This is a genomic window from Halomonas sp. M1 (genome assembly GCF_029581375.1).
In the GTDB taxonomy this organism is placed as follows: Bacteria; Pseudomonadota; Gammaproteobacteria; order Pseudomonadales; family Halomonadaceae; genus Vreelandella.
Map to the genome: position 1 here is coordinate 3,284,610 of NZ_CP121119.1, position 17,868 is coordinate 3,302,477.

Annotated in this window: 13 protein-coding genes; 10 read left to right on the plus strand and 3 right to left on the minus strand. The window is 55.6% G+C overall.

Annotated elements, in window-relative coordinates:
* The first annotated feature begins 36 nt into the window (after positions 1 to 36).
* The 8 genes from P8S54_RS15090 (at position 37) to P8S54_RS15125 (ending at position 12,674) form a co-directional block, all read left to right on the plus strand.
* The gene (locus P8S54_RS15090) at positions 37 to 2,043 is read left to right on the plus strand and encodes a heme lyase CcmF/NrfE family subunit (protein ID WP_281442387.1); all 2,007 of its coding nucleotides are present in this window, start codon (positions 37 to 39) and stop codon (positions 2,041 to 2,043) included.
* Positions 2,040 to 2,567, plus strand: coding sequence for a DsbE family thiol:disulfide interchange protein (locus tag P8S54_RS15095; RefSeq protein ID WP_281442388.1), 528 nt, complete (start codon positions 2,040 to 2,042; stop codon positions 2,565 to 2,567). The genes P8S54_RS15090 and P8S54_RS15095 overlap by 4 nt, the downstream gene beginning before the upstream one ends.
* The gene (locus P8S54_RS15100) at positions 2,558 to 3,028 is read left to right on the plus strand and encodes a cytochrome c-type biogenesis protein (protein ID WP_009096689.1); all 471 of its coding nucleotides are present in this window, start codon (positions 2,558 to 2,560) and stop codon (positions 3,026 to 3,028) included. The genes P8S54_RS15095 and P8S54_RS15100 overlap by 10 nt, the downstream gene beginning before the upstream one ends.
* Complete coding sequence (ccmI, locus tag P8S54_RS15105; protein ID WP_281442389.1) at positions 3,025 to 4,272, plus strand: c-type cytochrome biogenesis protein CcmI; 1,248 nt, start codon at positions 3,025 to 3,027, stop codon at positions 4,270 to 4,272. The genes P8S54_RS15100 and ccmI overlap by 4 nt, the downstream gene beginning before the upstream one ends.
* A 33-nt stretch (positions 4,273 to 4,305) precedes the next feature.
* Positions 4,306 to 7,797 carry a chromosome segregation protein SMC gene (smc, locus tag P8S54_RS15110; RefSeq protein ID WP_281442390.1) on the plus strand — a complete coding sequence of 1,164 codons (3,492 nt, stop codon included), beginning with the start codon at positions 4,306 to 4,308 and terminating at the stop codon, positions 7,795 to 7,797.
* Between the two features lie 552 nt (positions 7,798 to 8,349).
* Positions 8,350 to 10,275, plus strand: coding sequence for a cell division protein ZipA (zipA, locus tag P8S54_RS15115; RefSeq protein WP_281444117.1), 1,926 nt, complete (start codon positions 8,350 to 8,352; stop codon positions 10,273 to 10,275).
* A gap of 90 nt (positions 10,276 to 10,365) precedes the next feature.
* A complete protein-coding gene (gene ligA / locus P8S54_RS15120) occupies positions 10,366 to 12,402 on the plus strand; it encodes an NAD-dependent DNA ligase LigA (protein ID WP_281442391.1) in 2,037 nt (678 codons plus the stop codon).
* On the plus strand, positions 12,399 to 12,674 hold the full coding sequence (locus P8S54_RS15125) for a YheU family protein (protein WP_009096679.1): 276 nt from the start codon (positions 12,399 to 12,401) through the stop codon (positions 12,672 to 12,674). The genes ligA and P8S54_RS15125 overlap by 4 nt, the downstream gene beginning before the upstream one ends.
* On the opposite strand, the gene mnmC is transcribed toward P8S54_RS15125, so the two are convergent.
* On the minus strand, positions 12,668 to 14,692 hold the full coding sequence (gene mnmC / locus P8S54_RS15130; RefSeq protein WP_281442392.1) for a bifunctional tRNA (5-methylaminomethyl-2-thiouridine)(34)-methyltransferase MnmD/FAD-dependent 5-carboxymethylaminomethyl-2-thiouridine(34) oxidoreductase MnmC: 2,025 nt from the start codon (positions 14,690 to 14,692) through the stop codon (positions 12,668 to 12,670). The genes P8S54_RS15125 and mnmC overlap by 7 nt on opposite strands.
* 169 nt (positions 14,693 to 14,861) lie before the next feature.
* A complete protein-coding gene (locus P8S54_RS15135) occupies positions 14,862 to 15,161 on the minus strand; it encodes a YciI family protein (RefSeq protein WP_281442393.1) in 300 nt (99 codons plus the stop codon).
* A gap of 167 nt (positions 15,162 to 15,328) precedes the next feature.
* Here P8S54_RS15135 and P8S54_RS15140 point away from each other — a divergent pair, with 167 nt between their 5' ends.
* Both P8S54_RS15140 and P8S54_RS15145 read left to right on the plus strand, forming a co-directional pair.
* Positions 15,329 to 16,258, plus strand: a complete 930-nt coding sequence (locus tag P8S54_RS15140; RefSeq protein WP_281442394.1) for a PHP domain-containing protein — start codon at positions 15,329 to 15,331, stop codon at positions 16,256 to 16,258.
* Positions 16,259 to 16,338: 80 nt separating this feature from the next.
* Positions 16,339 to 16,962: an L-threonylcarbamoyladenylate synthase gene (locus P8S54_RS15145; protein WP_281442395.1), complete on the plus strand. Its 624-nt coding sequence runs from the start codon at positions 16,339 to 16,341 to the stop codon at positions 16,960 to 16,962.
* A gap of 23 nt (positions 16,963 to 16,985) precedes the next feature.
* On the opposite strand, the gene P8S54_RS15150 is transcribed toward P8S54_RS15145, so the two are convergent.
* Positions 16,986 to 17,867: an ion transporter gene (locus P8S54_RS15150; protein WP_281442396.1), complete on the minus strand. Its 882-nt coding sequence runs from the start codon at positions 17,865 to 17,867 to the stop codon at positions 16,986 to 16,988.
* Position 17,868 lies beyond the last annotated feature (1 nt).

Genomic DNA, 17,868 nt, shown 5'->3' on the forward strand with positions numbered 1-17,868 from the left:
GCATGCTGTTTTGCCCAGTGCTATCTCGGAGCGCTCATGTTCATAAAAATGATTCCTGAAATTGGCCATTTTGCCCTGGTTATTGCCCTGCTAATGGCGATAGTTCAGTCGATTATGCCGCTTGCAGGGGCGGCGACCCGCCGCCCACTGTGGATGGCGTATGGTCGTCCTATGGCAGCCGGCCAGTTTTTCTTTGTCGCGATTGCTTATATCTGCCTTACAACAAGCTACATGCTGGATGATTTCAGCGTTGCTAACGTTGCCAACAACTCTAACTCGCTACTGCCCTGGTACTACAAGTTTAGTGCCGTATGGGGCAACCATGAAGGCTCGGTACTGCTGTGGAGCCTGATGCTGGCGGGCTGGGGTTATGCGGCATCGGTGTTCTCAGGTGATTTGCCACGGGACATGGTGGCACGGGTTCAAGGCGTCATGGGAATGGTCTGCGTTGGCTTCCTGCTGTTTATCTTAATGACCTCCAACCCCTTTGAGCGCCTGCTGCCTAACATGCCGCAGGATGGTGCGGATCTAAACCCGCTGCTTCAAGATTTTGGCCTCATTGTGCATCCACCGATGCTGTATATGGGCTATGTCGGCTTTTCCGTTGTTTTTGCATTCGCTATTGCAGCGCTTTTAGGTGGGCGTTTGGATGCCGCTTGGACACGCTGGGCGCGCCCTTGGACCAACTTGGCCTGGGCGTTTCTTACCGTAGGGATTGCGCTAGGTAGCTGGTGGGCCTACTACGAGCTTGGCTGGGGCGGCTGGTGGTTCTGGGATCCGGTCGAAAACGCGTCGCTGCTACCTTGGCTCACGGGTACGGCATTAATGCACTCGTTGGCGGTCACCGAAAAACGCGGCTCGTTTAAAAGTTGGTCGGTATTGCTGGCGATCTCCACGTTCTCGCTCTCCTTGTTGGGCACTTTCTTGGTGCGCTCCGGCGTACTCACGTCGGTTCACGCCTTTGCCAACGACCCTTCTCGCGGTTTCTTTATTTTGATGCTGCTAACCATCACGGTCACGCTCTCGTTGTTGGTGTTTGCACTGCGCGCGCCACGGGTTAGCCATAAAGTTGGTTTTAACTGGCTTTCACGGGACTCACTGCTGCTGATCAACAATATTCTGCTGGTCATCATGACGGTGACGGTGTTGTTGGGAACCGTCTACCCGCTAATTCTAGACTCGATGGGGCTGGGTAAAATCAGCGTAGGGCCTCCTTACTTTAACGCGTTATTTGTACCCCTTACGGTCATCATGTGTGTCTTTATGGGCTTAGGCCCGGTGGCCCGCTGGAAGAGCATGCCTGCGGGGGAGCTAGTGCGTAAGCTATGGCTGGCAGGGGCTGCATCGCTGGTATTAGGCGCGGCAATGCCGCTGCTATACGGCGGTGAATGGAACCTATGGGTGTCGTTAGGGACTATTTCAGCCCTGTGGATTGTCTTGCCCATGGTGCGCGATCTATTTGATAAAACGCGCCACGCCAGCTCGTTTTTGGCCGGCCTGCGCAAGCTCTCGTTGGCCTATTGGGGCATGGTGCTGGGCCACGTGGGTATTGCGGTGACGATTGTTGGGGTGGCGATTGTTTCTAACTACAACATCGAGCGTAACGTGCGTATGTCACCGGGCACCACGGTGGAGGTCGCGGGCTACCAGTTCACCATGACGGAGCTTACCAATCGCCGTGGGCCAAACTTTTTGGCAGACACATCGATTATCCATGTACAGCGTGGCGAAACAGGGCGTAGCTTCATCATGCGCCCGGAAAAACGTCTGTATTTGGCGACTGGCATGCCAATGACCCAAGTCGCTTTGCGTCCTGGCTTATTCCGCGACCTGTATGTGGCCATGGGTGAGGATCTAGAAGACGGCAGTTACGCCATGCGTGTTCAATATAAGCCGTTTGTACGCTGGCTGTGGCTGGGCGGATTGCTGATGTCCTTCGGCGGCATACTGGCCATAGTGGATAAGCGCTACCGTCGGGTGACTGCGCGTAAGTCCGCGTCTGCCGATGCTGCTCAAGCGCCGTCGAAGGAGGCTACGGCATGACCCGTCGCTTGCTACTGCTACTGCTGCCGGTTGGCTTTATCGGTATCGCACTGTTTCTTTATCAGGGGTTGGGGATTAACCCCTCTGACCGGGATTCCGCGCTGATGGCGCGGGAGTTCCCACCCTTTGAGGCGAGCACCCTGCGAGACGCTAATCGTCAAATTGACGAGTCGCTATTTGTCGGCGAGGTAACGCTTGTCAATGTGTGGGGAGAGTGGTGCCCCGCTTGTAAACAAGAAATGCCTCAGTTGCTGGCATTGGCTGATCATAATATCCGTATGGTGGGCATCAACTATCGCGATACCCGTGAAAAAGGGCTGGAATTTTTAAGCGAGTTTGGCGACCCCTTTGAGGTCAATATCTTTGACCCCGATGGTAGCCTGGGTTTTGACCTGGGTGTTTACGGCGCGCCAGAGACCTTTTTAGTCGATGCCGACGGTGTGATTCGCTATCACCATAAAGGCTACGTATCGCCTGAAGATGTCCGCGAACGCATCCTGCCGGAGGTGGAAAAATGGCGTTAATTCGTACGCTTTCAGTTCTCTTGATGTTGCTCTTTACAGCCAGTGCAATTGCTGGCGGTATCGAAGTTAGAGAGTTTGATGACCCGGTAATGGAGAAGCGCTACCGCGACTTGACCGCATCCATGCGCTGCCCGCTATGTGAAAATCAGGCCATCGATGACTCTGATGCACCTATCTCAGGTGATATGCGCGAGCGGGTTTACCTACTGCTTCAGGATGGCCAGTCGGACATCGAAATTATTGATCATATGGTGCAGCGATTTGGAGATTATATTCTTTACAACCCTCGCCTGGAAAACCGCACCTACCTGCTATGGGGACTGCCCATTGGGCTGATTTTTGTGGGGATGCTGGTGGTCGTGTTAATGGTGCGTGCCCGCCGTAATGCCTCTGCAAAAGCCCTTAGCGCCGAAGAACGCGCCCGCCTAGATGCGCTGATCAACCGCGAGAGGTCCTCATGACACCGCTCTGGATAGCAATTGCGTTACTGTTACTGCCTACGCTATGGCTGTTAATAGCACCGATGCGTGGCGCCCGTAAGCTGAGTGATCAGCTACATCACTTTGAAGCTAACGATACCTCTGCTGAACAGAATGTGGCGATATTTAGACGCCGCTTAGCTTCCCTGGAAGCCGCCCGCGAACGCGGTGATATTGATGAAGCCCGCTTCGAAGAAGATCGGCTTGAGCTGGAGCGCAGCCTGCTGGACGACACGGTCGTTATTACTAAACGGCCGCTAAAAGCCGCGACTGCCGGTAAAGTTGTGGTGCCCGTGCTGATGGTGACGGTCGTCGTTGCAAGCGTGTTTTGGTACCAGCAGCACGGCGCTGAGGGCGATCTAACCCTATATGCTATTCAACAGGAGGTTAGAAACGACCCAGACGGCTCATTAGCCATGTATCTAGAACGCATGGAGGCCGAGGCCGCCCGTCAGCCTAATAACCCTAACGTGTGGAGCTTGCTCTTTCCGCTATACCGCGACTCAGGCCAGCCAGAACAAGCTGCCGCTGCCTTGGAGCGGTTAATCGAAATTGACGGCCGGATTCCGCCGCTGCTTGCCCAGTTAGCCCAGCTGCGATTCTTTATGGCCGAGCGTGAGCTGGTTCCAGAGGTTCAAGACTTAGTGGACGAAACCCTGGCGCAAGATCCGCGCCAGCCCACTGTGTTGGGTATCCTGGGCATTTATGCCTTTGATAACGGTGAATATGAAGCTGCTATTGATCACTGGCGCCGGGCTCTCGCTAATATTGAAGATCCCAATACAGCCTCTTCGCTGCGCGATGGTGTTCGCGTTGCCCAGCAGCGCTTAGGCATTGAGCCTGAAACAGCCAATGTAGAAGCCGCGCAAAGCGAGGGTATACGGGTAACCGTGTCGTTAGATGAGGCCTTAGTGGGCAGTGTCGATGATGATGCGGCGGTGTTCATTACTGCACGGGATCGAGAAGGCGAGCTGCCGCCGCTAGCGGTGGTCAGTGCCCAGGTCTCTGAGCTGCCGATCACCGTGGTATTAGACGATACCGCTGCTATGTCGCCCGACGCGCAGATATCCCAAGTGCGAAACGCGCGCCTGATGGTGCGTGTTTCGCCTTCTGGCCAGGCAACGCCTCAGCCAGGGGATTTGTTTGGTGACTTGGATAACGTTAGCGTAGGCCCCATTAGCGAAGATGAAGCGGCGAATGTCGTTATTAACCGCGTTTTTGAATAACCGCCACGTAAGTAGCTGCTAAGAAGGGTCGCAATGCGCTTAACCTCTATTCGTCTGGTTGGGTTTAAGTCCTTTGTTGACCCTGTCACTGTGCCCTTCGATGGCAATATGACGGCCATCGTTGGGCCAAACGGTTGTGGTAAATCCAATATCATTGATGCCGTTCGCTGGGTAATGGGGGAGTCCTCAGCGAAAACCCTGCGCGGTGAGTCAATGGCTGACGTTATCTTCAATGGCTCAACGGGTCGTAAGCCCATTGGTCAAGCGTCCATTGAGCTAAAGTTCGATAACCGTGATGGCGGCATGGGTGGTGTGTATGCCCAGTATTCAGAGATTGCCGTTAAGCGCCTAGTAACCCGAGATGGTCAATCCAACTACTTTTTTAATGGCCAGAAGTGCCGCCGTCGGGATATTGCGGATCTTTTCATGGGCACCGGCCTTGGCCCACGCTCCTACGCCATTATTGGTCAGGGAATGATTTCCCGGCTGATTGAAGCCCGCCCCGATGACTTGCGCGCTACGCTTGAAGAAGCCGCTGGTATTTCTAAGTACAAAGAGCGCCGCCGGGAAACTGAAAACCGCATGCGCCGTACTCAGGAAAACCTAGAGCGCCTTGATGATATTCGTGAAGAGCTGGATAAACAGCTGGAACGCCTTAAGCGTCAGGCAGAAGCGGCAAAACGCTATCAAGAACTCAAACAACAAGAGTACCGGCTAAAGGGCGAGCTTGCTCTACTGCGCGGTCGCACGCTGCGTATTGAGCAGTCCCATCAAGAAAGCCGCGTCCGCGAGTTGGAAATTGCCGTTGAAAAAGACGTTTTTGGCGTTCGCCAGTGCGAAACCCGCCTTGAGCAAGCCCGTGAGCAGCACGATGAGCTGGCCGAGGTACTTGACCGCCACCAGCAGCAGTTTTACGAAATCACTACGCGCATCGCCCGTCTAGAACAAGATCAAGCTCACCGTCGCAGCCGCGATGCGCAGCTAGCAAGCGATATCACCACCGCTCATCGAGACCTGAGCGAACAGCGCCGGGTCAGCGAGGGCGACCAAGAGCGCCTAGCGACAATCAACGCTCGCTTCGATGACCTGCTGCCTGAACATGAAGCGCTTGAGGAGCAGCTGGAGATTCTTGAGCAAACCCTCGCTGACGCCTCCCCTGCGTTAGAAGCCGCCGAGCAGCAGTGGAGTGATGCCGAGAATCACTGGCGGGATGCCAGTCGTGAAGCCGACCGTAGCCAAGATCAGCTACGCAACTTAGAGCAGCGCATCACCCGCCTGCAAACGGAAAGCCAGCGGCGTCGGCAGCAGCAAGGTGAGTTGGCCGATGTCACCGTGCTACGTTCCGAACACGCCGAGTGTCAAGAGCAGCGTGACGAGGCGGAGCAGCGCAGCGGCGCATTTCAAGTTGAACGCGACCAGTGGCAGCAACGCTACAGCGATGCCAAAGCCGCCTACCAACAGGCTGTTCAGGCCCGCGACCAGCAGCGCGCCGAGTTAACGCAACGCCAAGGAGAGCTGGCTTCGCTTAATGCGTTAATTGAAGCTGCGTTGGCCGACCACGACCCAATGCTAGCGGATGTGTTAGCGGCCCATGACCTTACAGATGCCCCGCGCTTGGGAGAAGCCATTAGCGTCACCCAAGGGTGGGAGCGGGTGATCTCCTGGCTGCTTGAGCCGTGGCTAAATGCCCGCTTGGTCGCCACTGAGCAATTAAAAACCTTGCCTGAAGCGCTGGCGACTGACTGGTGTTTGATCGAACAAACGGCGTATTCACCGTCACTTCGCCACCGTCTAGATTCGCTGGTAACCGGCGCAGGTGCCCTCGGCGAGTGGCTGGCACGTATTCACTATGTGGAAACCTCTCAAGACGCCGAGGCCCTGCTTGCGACCCTAGCACCGGGGGAGAGTGTGGTGAGCCGTGATGGGGTTTGGCGCGGACGTGGCTGGCTTCACCAGCAGGCCAATGGCGAAGGCGTGGATGCGCTTTTGGTAACCCGCCGCCGCTATGATGAGCTAGCCGCCCGTCGGGAGCAGGATGAAAAGGCGCTGGCACTGCTAGACGCGCAGTGTGGCGACGCTAGTGACACCATCGAAGCATTAGAGCATACCCGGGAGCAGCAGGCCTCAGAAGAGCGCGCTCATGCGGCGACGCTGCAGCAGTTAGCGGTGCAAGAGCAGCGCCTCGCCCAGCGGCTGGAGCATTTAGAGGGCCGTGCCAGCGAGCTTAACGATGAATTGGCACAGCTGCAGGAGGACGAGGCGGAACTAACGCTCACGCTAGAAGAGCAGCGTGCCCGTTGGCACAGTGCCATGGAGCAGTTAGAAGCCGCTGCTAACGCGCGTGAAGCTAGCGTTCAGCAGCGTAGTCGTCAACGCGAGCAACGCGAGCAGCTCAACCAGCAGCACGCGCCCCTTAAAGCGCGCCAGCAGTCCCTAGCACTTGAGCGGGAAAGGCTAACTGCTGAGCGCGATAGCCTACGTGCCCAGCAAGCCCGCAGTAGTGATAGTGAAGAGCGTTTGGCGCTGCGTATTGCCGAGTTAGAAGAAGCACGGGAAATGTTGATAGAGCCGATTGAACTTGCCGCCGAAGAACTTGAGGAGCTGCTTTATCAGCGCGAACAGCAAGAGCGACGCTTAAACGAGACTCGCCAACAGGCCCAAGCCCTGGCTGAGCAACTGCGGAATGACGAGCTGGGCCGACAGCAGCATGAACGTAATCTAGAGCAGAGCCGTGAGCAGCTGCAGCAGCGCCGCATGGAAGTGCAAGCGCTGGTGCTAAAGGCCGCTACCCAGGATGAACAGTTAGCCGAGCTTGGTCATGACGCAGAAACCCTTGCCGAACACTTGCCCAGCGACGCCAGTGAAACAGCATGGCAGGAGCGTTTAGAGAGCACCACGGATAAAATTCGCCGCTTGGGCGCCATCAATCTTGCCGCCATTGAAGAGTATGACCAACAGGCTGAACGGCGTAATTACCTGGAAGCCCAACATGCCGAGTTAACCGAAGCGTTGGAAACGTTGGAGCGTGCGATTAAGCGTATTGATCAGGAAACCCGCGTACGCTTTAGGGAAACGTTTGAGCAGGTGAATACGGGGCTGCAAACGCTATTTCCGCGAGTATTTGGCGGCGGGGCTGCTTGGCTAACCTTAACCGGGGATGATCTGTTGGAAACCGGCGTGGCCATCATGGCCCGCCCGCCAGGCAAGAAAAACAGTACAATTCATCTTTTATCGGGGGGTGAAAAGGCGCTAACGGCGCTCTCCCTGGTCTTTGCGATTTTTCAGCTCAACCCGGCGCCGTTCTGTATGCTAGACGAGGTAGATGCCCCGCTGGACGACGCCAACGTTGGCCGTTATGCCAAGCTAGTCAAAGAGATGTCGGAAAGCGTGCAGTTTATCTACATTACCCACAATAAAATTGCCATGGAAGCTGCTGAGCGCCTGATGGGGGTAACGATGCAGGAGCCTGGGGTGTCGCGGCTAGTCTCGGTGGGGATTGATGAAGCCGCTGCACTGGTGGATTAGCATTTTCTCTGCACAGGTTTAACCACTAAGCCTCAGTGCATCCCCGTAGGCGAACAGAATTTTTTAGAGAAATTCGCAAGAAACAAAAACATTCACTAGCCTTACATTCAGCAATAGAAGCTGGGGTGATTAATCAGCGCTGAACATTGATCACTTTTGTTAAACTATTCAAACACCATGCTTCAAACACCAGGGCAGTATCAGAAAAGTTAGATTCGTACAGAATTAAGGGTGTTGGATTTAAAGGCAGCTGGATTAACGAGTTAGATGGACGAGTGGGCCGCCTTTCGCTTAGTGAATGAGCAAAGCCAAAGTGAAAAGGTGCGGTGCTTGATGTTAATAAGCACTAAAATTGCACTTTTCACGGTTGATACGGTCGGAAAATTGCCTTAAAAACATCTAATGCGTCGCACTAACGTAGAAAATAGCAAAAAGTGGCCCTTTTCGTAGCAATCGCGCTATGCTTGGTGATAATTAGTTACTATCCAAAAGGTTTCCGTCTTCAGGCATGGCGCCTTAGCAACCGGTTAAATGACCCATGGAATGCTCGACATGGAATTAAGAGAGTGGTTAATCATTCTAGGACTGGCGCTTGTTTCGCTTATCGTGGTCGACGGTGTGCGAAGACTCCAGCGTCAGCGTCGCGTCCCTCGACTGGACCAAGCAGTCAACGACTTACCGGCCGTTAAACCGGAGGAGTTCGATGACGATGCTAAAGAGGCCGAGATAAACTGGGAGTTACCCAACGGTGGCGCCAGGGTAGTTAAACCTGCTGATTACAGCGGGCTTGGAAAAAAGCCCAAGTTAGAGCGACAAGAGCATCCTGGGCCTTCCAAAGTGCTCAATGATTTTAAACGCTCCTTTTCTAAAGCGATGCCTAAGCACAAATTTACGGCTAAGCAGAAAACTGCGTCTGTTCCACCTAAGACTGTATCTGCTCCACCTATTATCGAACCTCAGGCTAGCGCGCCCTCAACCCATGAGGTCAAGCACAGTGAGCAGCCAGCATTCGAGCAAGACCGTCGCGAGCCTAGCGTGTCCATGGCCGATAACGACAGCCGGATGCTCTCAGCGACTACTCAAGCGGCAACTATTTCGGAATCTATAACGCCTGAAAGCGTTGCTTCTGAACCAACTGTTTCTAAAACCACTGTCTCTGAACCAACTGCTTCTGAAGCCATCATTGCTGATCAAAAACTAAAAAGTGAAAAACCCAAGGTAGAGCAAGCGCTGCCTCAGCCAGCTGCCCAAACTGCTGCGGCTAGCATTACCGCTACTGAACAGCCTGTTTCAGGTGTTGATACTCCATCTGCCACTCTTTCTACGGCAGAAGAAGCCCCCGCACAAATGGAGGCGTCAGAGCAACCAGAGCGCCAAGCAGAGCCAGAACCCGTGCTGCGTGCCGAGCCGGAAGATGCTGTGTTTGCCAAACACGCCTCTGATGCACCTAAGCGCCGCCAGCTTCGCTCGGATACGGTGGGCGAACATGACGAGCTTGATGACGATGCCATTGATGAATACCGTTTGGTTGATTTTGAGGGTATTGGACGCTCCTTTAAACGCCGCTTGATTGAGCGCCGCAAGCAAAAAGCCATTAAGAAAGCTGAAAAAGCCAAGCGTGCTGAAGCATCAGCCAAACAGAAAGCTGAGCGCAAGGCCCTCGAAGCAGAGCAGCGCCGCGAGGCGAAAGAAGCCGCTGAAGCTGAAAAAGCCCGTATTGCCCAAGAGCGTGCAGAGGCCCGAGAAGCGGCGGCCAGCGCCGCGGAAGCTCAGCGAATTGCAATACAGCAAGAAGCGCGTGAAGCTGCCGCTAGCTCTCCAGTGAGCCGCCATGATGAAGGTCATTATCAAGGCCACTCCGAGGGGTATGCTAACGACTATTCCCAAGGTTACGACAGCGTCGATGAGTATGATGAATATGTAACCGATGCTTACGCCGCCCAGGATCGCGTTGTACGTGCCCACCCAGCGCTTGAAAAGGCGTTACGACACGACGTTAATGGCGCGCATGCCAAGGAAACGTTGACCAACGCCGATGAAATGGTCGTGATTAGCGTTCTATCACGTGACCCCGAAGGCTTTGATGGTGCCAAGCTACTTGAATTAATGATGGTATGCGGGCTGCGCTACAGCCGTGAAATGGGCGTTTTTCACCGGTTTGAAACGGAAAGCGCTGATAGCGAGCTGCAGTTCTCGATGGTTAACGTGCTTAAGCCCGGTACTTTCCCCATTGAGGAAATGGACGAGTTCGTTACTCCGGGTATTACTTTCCTTATGCCTCTACCCGGTGCGACGGATAGTTCCGCCGCTTTTGAGGCCATGGTGGAAACCGCTATGGTGTTGGTACGCCACATGGGCGGTGAGTTAAAAGATGAAAACCGCAGCGTGATGACCGCGCAAACCATTGAGTTTGCTCGCCAGCGGGTGCACGAGTTTGAGCGTCGCCACCGCCTGCACCGCCAACTGCAGGCACGTTAATCACCGCGTTGTTATAACACCCGCCTTCTACGAAGGCGGGTGTTTTTGTTATTAAACGTCTGTTTTACTTTGTATGCCGGAACCTCCTGAATGAGTCAGACTGACCCCCGTTTGCTTGAAGAAATTAGCCAGCTCCGCGCCGATTTAGATGATGCTAATTACCGCTACTACGTGTTGGACGAACCGAAACTGACCGATGCGGACTATGACCGAAAGCTTCAGCGTTTAACGCAACTAGAGGCAGAGCACCCTACGCTGATATCGCCAGATTCGCCCACCCAGCGTGTAGGTGCTGCACCGGCGGAGGGCTTTCCTGAAGTCGCCCACGCTATTCCCATGCTCTCATTGGATAATGCTTTTAGCCGTGACGATGTGGTGGCCTTTGCTGAACGGGTCGCCGAGCGCTTGGAGTGTGACGCAACAGAGATTGAGTTTAGCTGCGAGCCAAAGCTTGATGGCGCGGCGGTATCGCTAGTGTATGAGCAGGGCGTATTAGTGATTGGCGCCACCCGCGGGGATGGACGCACCGGGGAGGGAATTACCTCGAACTTGCGCACCCTACGTTCTGTACCGTTAAAACTGATGGGTAAAGACCTACCTGAACTGTTGGAAGTGCGCGGCGAGGTGATTATGCGCCATGCGGGTTTTGAGGCGCTTAATGACCGTGCCAGGGATGAAGACAGTAAGGTATTTGCCAACCCGCGCAACGCCGCCGCTGGCAGCTTACGCCAGCTTGACCCGCGTATTACCGCCACTCGCCCACTAGAGTTTCATGCTTATCAAGCGGCACGGTTGCAGCCTGATATGGGTGACACTACCCACAGTGCGCTGATGGCGCGACTATCGGTGCTTGGGTTTCGCACCAGCGCCGAGTTAAGCACTATGCGCGGCCCCCAGGCCGTCGCTGACTACTGCGAACAGCTAGGCGAAAAGCGTGATCAATTGGGCTATGACATTGATGGCGTTGTGATTAAGGTGAATGATCTTCGTCACCAGCGGGAGCTTGGCTTTGTGGCCCGTGCCCCGCGCTGGGCAGTAGCGTTTAAATTTCCTGCCCAGGAAGAGGTCACCACGCTGAATGATGTAGAGTTTCAGGTGGGTCGCACCGGGGCTATTACGCCGGTCGCGCGGCTTGAGCCGGTCACGGTTGCCGGCGTAACGGTATCCAACGCGACACTACATAACGCCGATGAGATCACCCGTCTGGGTGTGATGATTGGCGATACCGTCGCTATTCGCCGTGCAGGGGATGTTATTCCACAGGTTGTGCGGGTGGATACCGATAAGCGACCGGCAGAAGCACGCACGATTACCTTTCCTGACCACTGCCCAGTGTGCGGCTCGGACATTGAACGCCTGAAAGGCGAAGCAGTTGCCCGCTGCTCGGGTGGGCTCTACTGCGCTGCCCAGCGCAAAGAAGCGCTAAAGCACTTCGCCAGCCGAAAGGCGCTGGATATTGATGGGCTGGGTGAAAAGCTTATTGAGCAGTTAGTGGATCTAGACTGGGTGAAAACCCCGGCAGACTTGTTTCACCTGACGGCGGGGCAATTGCAAAGCCTGCCGCGCATGGGCGAGAAGTCGTCTACTAACTTGGTGAACGCGCTGGATAAGGCTAAAAATACCACCTTGGCGCGGTTTATTTACGCGTTGGGCATTCGTGAGGTGGGCGAGGCGACGGCGGCTAACGTGGCCAACCATTTTGGAACCTTGCAAGCGTTGCAAGACGCTGACCTCACTGCGCTAGAAACGGTTAATGATGTGGGGCCTATTGTGGCAGCCCATATTCACACCTTCTTCCGCCAGCCCCATAACCTAGAGACCCTTCAAGCGCTGCTGGATGCCGGTATCACCTGGCAAGAGAGCGAAGTGACCCATGGGCCCACTCCCCTTGAAGGGCAAACCTGGGTGCTGACAGGTGCCATGGACACCATGACCCGGGACGAAGGTAAAGCGCGGCTGCAATTGCTGGGGGCTAAAGTGGCGGGCAGTGTCTCAAAGAAAACCAGCTGCTTAGTGGCCGGTGAGGCAGCAGGCAGCAAGTTAACCAAAGCAGAGCAGCTGGGCGTTGAGGTCATTGATGAAGCGACGTTTATTGAGCGCCTAGCTGCCTGGGAGCAGAGCGAATGAGCCGATTTATCGAAGTGCCGGCGCGCATGCTGCCGCCGGAAACACTGAATGCCTTGTTGGAAGCGTTTGTCACCCGCCAGGGCTATGACACCACCGATACAACCGGCGAGGGTATGCACGGCTGGGTAGCCGAGGTGAAAAAACAGTTAGAGCGCCATGAACTGATTATTGCCCATGACCTGGAGCTGGAAATGACCGAAGTGATGACGCTCGCCCAATGGCGCTCCTTTGGGCGAGACCTGGCTGATGATGAGGAAGAGGGCGACTACTGAGCTCGCACCAGCGCGGTGATAATGCGCCGCCCAGGGTGCAGGTGATCTACCAGCGGTAACTCTAGCGGTAGCGGGTCGTCGCATACACTTGAGGCAATCACTTCGGCGCACAACGGGGCGCTGGCCAGCCCGCGAGAGCCATGGGCAGTGGAGATCCACAGGCCGGCGTAGTGCTCCCCGTTGATATTGGGCGCTTTTGAGGCATCTTTGCGCAGCACCGCGTAGTCGCGTTGCCAGGCAGCTGCATTCGGCACTGGCCCTGCGTAGGGGCTTTTATCTGGGCTTGCCGCGCGCACAGCAGCGCGGCCTCCCAGGGCGTCAGCACTTAACGCTAGGCCAGATGCTTCAAGCTCTGCGACCCACGCGGGTAGCGCTAGGCGCAGCTCGTCAATGTTGCGCTGGTGGTCGTCAGTGGTGACGTGGTGGGTGGCGTCATTGGGCACAAAGCTGGCGCCAAATGTCAAAATGCCTTCCAACGGTGGCGACACATAGCCACCGGCGCACACTACCCGCTTGGGGGCCTTCACTCCTTTTGGGAGGGGCAGTTCACTGACTTGGCCGCGTACCTGCTGCAACGGCAGTTCAGCGGTCTGTGCAAAACGGTTGGCAAGCGTCGCGTTGGCCACCACCACGTGATCAGCGCTGACGGAATTACCGCTAGCCATCTCAACCTGCCATTGGCTGCCTTCCTGGTGCAAAGCGGAGGCTTCCCCTTCATAGAGCGTGATATTGGCGTGTTCAAGCAGCCGCTCACACAACCGTTTGGGCTGAACCCAGCCCGCCTGGGGATAAAAAAGCCCGTGGTCGGCTGATACTGGCACACCGCTGAGTTCGCTAAGTGCTTCTCTCTGGGCGGAAACCACGGTTTCTGGCAGTGGATGGCCGGCCATAAAGCGCTGTTGGCGAGCGGCCTCTTTGTCGCTTAAGGCTAACTGCACCACCCCGCAGGGCTGCCACAGAGGTATCTCAAGCGGCGTGCTGGAAACGAGCTGACTAAGCCAGCGCTGGCTGTAGAGCAATCCCGTAAAATAGAAGCGGCTTTGAGGGTTGGTTTCGGCGGCGAGTTTTACATACAACGCTCCCTGACGGTTGCCAGAGCCGCCTGCACCTGGGGCATCTCTTTCAATAACGGTCACTTTTAGCCCGCGTTTTGCCAGTGCCGCCGCCACGCTGCAACCGGCGATGCCGGCACCTATGACGACCACATGGTTAGCGGGCTTCGCCGCGGGGGACGTGAACCATGGTGTTGATTGACGGCGGGTGTCGCTAGGTGGCGTGTCGATAGAGCCTGCGAGCATTTCCCGTTTACGCCCAAACCCCGGCACCTTTTTCCAGTGAAACCCTGCTGCTTTTAAACCGCGTTTAACAATGCCTGCACAGGTGAACGTGGCAAAAGTAGCGCCCGGGCGAGAGCGGGCGGCCATGGCTTCAAACAACGCTGGCTGCCACATATCAGGGTTTTTAGAGGGCGCGAAGCCGTCTAAAAACCACGCGTCCACCAAGCCTGCTAATAGCGTCAACCGTTCTGTGGTATCGCCAAAGTGCAGGTCTAGCGTGACACGCTCGCTAAGATGTAATCGGTGGATACCGCTGACAGCCTCTGGCCATAGGTCACATAGCTGCTGTGCATAACGCGCGAGCGAAGGCCAGGCGCTTAACGCGCGGGTCAATGAGTCTCGGTCGAGGGGAAACATCTCTGTGGATAACAGATGCAGTCGCGCGTTGGCGGGTGCGTGCTGTTCAAAACAGGCCCAGGCGCAGAGCATATTTAACCCGGTGCCAAAGCCTGTTTCACCGATCACAAAGGCGCGGGTGTGCTGCCAAGTGGCAAAACGCTCGGGTAGATGGTTGGCCCCTAAGAAGACGTGCTCGGTTTCCGCGCGGCCATCTTCCCGGGAAAAGTAGACATCACCGAAGGCATCCGAGTGGGGTGAAGCGTCGTTCCAGGAGAGCAACGGAACGCTTAACGCCGCAAGCGGGGGTAGGGCAATGGGGCGTTGAACAGGGCGTTGGGTCACGCGGGTATCCGTGATGATGAAGTAAATAATAAAAATTGGTTAAAAAATAACCAATTTGTTAATCGTGGCGCTATCGCTGGCTTATAGAAAAGCGTCCGCCGAGTTTTCACAGAGTTTTCCACAGGCTCTGTGAAAAAGACGTCGGACCCTCCACACTCACTCTAATCGGTCAAGGCAAAACTTTCTTGAATGGCTTAACAATTACCTTGGCATACACCCCTGCAATGATATATGGGTCTGCGTCTGCCCAAGCTTGAGCGGCATCTAAGCTTTCAAACTCGGCGACCACCAAGCTGCCGCTAAAACCGGCTTCACCTGGGTTGTCGGCATCAATGGCTGGATGGGGGCCTGCTAGCACCAAGCGGCCTTCATCGCGCAGTGCCTCTAGCCGGGCGAGGTGGTCGGGTCGGGCCGCTAAACGGCGCTCCAAGCTGTTAGATACATCTTCACTAATAATCGCGTATAGCATAGGTGTAACTCCTTGAATGTAAGGGGCGGTAGTTAAGCCGTAGGATTGACCGCCTCTACATTAGCGCGCACCATGGCGAGCGCCTGTGAACCGTTAACGGGGAAACAGGATGCCTGTTTGTGTATGACTCACCTATTCTGACAAACTCGCCACACGGCGTCATGCTTATGCCCCTACTTCCTGCAATTTCTTTGCCCCATGTGTTTGATGCCGACCAGCGTTACCCCGTGGATTTACACATGCACTCAACGGCGTCCGACGGCGCGCTTACCCCAACGGCGCTAGTAACGCTGTGCGCTGAGCGTGGGCTTAGCCACATGGCATTAACCGACCACGACACCATGGACGGCGTAGCCGAAGCGGCAGAAGCTGCTCAGCACGCAGGGCTATGCCTGGTACCTGGCTGTGAGTTATCCACCCGTTGGCAGGGAATTAATATTCATGTGGTGGCGCTCATGCCCGGCGGACTGCAGGGTTCTATGATAGAAGGGCTTGAACAGCAGCGCCTGGCACGCATACAGCGCGCCGAGGTGATTGCTGAGCGGCTGGAGAAAGCGGGGCTTGCCAATGCGCTTGAAAAAGCCCGGCAGCAGGCGGGTAGCGAGCGCCCCTTGGGTCGTCCTGATTTTGCCCGCGCTCTGGTAGCTGAAGGCATGGTGCCTGACTGGGCGGGCGCGTTTAAGCGCTACCTAGGCAGCGGTAAAAAAGGCGATGTAAAAGCACTCTGGCCAGAAATTAGCGAGGCAGTAGGGTGGGTAGTAGCCTCGGGGGGCGTGGCGGTTCTCGCGCATCCGCTGCGCCACGGGCTAACCCGGCGCAAGCGCGGCCTGCTCATGGACACCTTCCAAGCAGCCGGTGGGCAGGGGGTAGAGCTGGTGAGCGGACAGCAAAACCCTGACAGCACCCGTGACCTGGCACGCCAACTGGTCGAACGTGGCTTCTACGCCTCTATGGGAAGCGATTTTCACTTTCCCGGTAGCCACGCTGCCCCCGGCAGCATGAGTTTGATCCCACGTACCGCTGCGCCGCCCATCTGGCAGCACCCGCGTCTTGCCCATCTGCGTGATGCGCCTAGTGGAATGTTAGCGCGAGGGTGATAAGCCAGCGAATCAGCTAAGCTGAACGGATACAGCTAAAAAATATCTAGCGAACATAGGTCTACCAGCAGGAGTAAGCGATGAGCCAATATTTTCAAATACACCCAGAAAACCCGCAAAAGCGCTTGATCGATCAAGCAATAGAGATCATTCGTAAGGGCGGTGTCGCCGCCTACCCAACCGACTCAGGCTACGCACTGGGCTGCCATCTGGGCGACAAAAAAGCCATTGAGAAAATTAAGTGGCTGCGCTCGTTAGACGACAAGCACAACTTCACGCTTGTATGCTCTGACCTGTCTGAAATTGGCACCTACGCCAAGGTAGATAACGCGGTGTTTAGGCTGTTAAAAGCGCATACGCCTGGCCCCTATACCTTCATTCTGGATGCCACGACCGAAGTTCCGCGCCTGTTACTGCACCCTAAGCGTCGTTCTATCGGGGTGCGCGTGCCGGACCACCGTATTACCCACGCCTTGTTAGCCGCGCTGGGCGAGCCGCTCATGAGCGTAACGCTTATCCCGGTCGGTGATGACCTGCCCATGAGCGACCCTGAAGAGATCCGCGAACGCTTTGGCGCCCATTTAGACGCCATTATCGACGGTGGTGCCTGTCATTTAGACCCCACCAGTGTGATCGACCTACGTGAGCTGCCGCCTAAAATCCTGCGCGAAGGCCGGGGCGATGTTTCGCCGTTTACCAGCTAAGGCGTTACTTAAAACCGCCTAGGCTACTTGTCTGGGCGGTGCTCTAGTTTGCTTTTATGCGGATCTTCGCTCTCTTCGTCCAGCCATGTGCCGCAGCGCAAGCAGTAGCGGGCGCGCTTTTCGTGCCGGTCGTGGCCGCAGCCAGGGCAGGCTTCATCTGAATAACGATCCTCTCGAATAGAGCGTATTACCTGGGCCGAAAATACCCCTGTAGGTACGGCGATAATCGAGTACCCCAGCAGCATCAAAATCATAGTGATCGACTTGCCCAATGGCGTGGCGGGCACAATGTCGCCATAGCCTACGGTGGTCATGCTAACAATCGCCCAATAAATGGACATGGGGATGCTGGTAAAGCCTGCCTCTGGCGACTCAATGGTGTACATCAGCGCGGCAAACAGCGTAACAACCATCAGAATGCTGCTAAAAAACAGCAAAATCTGGCGTAGGCTACGTTTGAGCGCATCTATTAGCAGCCGCGCTTCGCCGACAAACTCCATCAAGCGCAAAATGCGGAAAATACGTAGCACACGCAGTAGTCGAACAATGACCAGCCCTTGGGCGCCGGGCACTAATAGCACTAGCCACGTGGGCAAAATGGCGATCAGATCTATGATGCCGTAAAAACTTTTTAGATAGAGGGTTGGGCGTTCAAGGCAATAGATCCTCACTGCTAGCTCAATGGTAAATAGCAGGGTAAATGCCCACTCCACATAGAAAAAAATAGCGCCATAGCGCGTGGCGTAGGCTTCCACGCTGCTTAGCAGTATTACCGCTACACTCATCAAAATGGCAATAATCAGCGCCAGATCAAATGCCTTGGCCCCCGGTGTATCCGACTCAAAAATAATATGGAAAAGCCGCGTGCGCAGCCCCTCTGCACCGGGGGTTAAATGAAAGCTCATC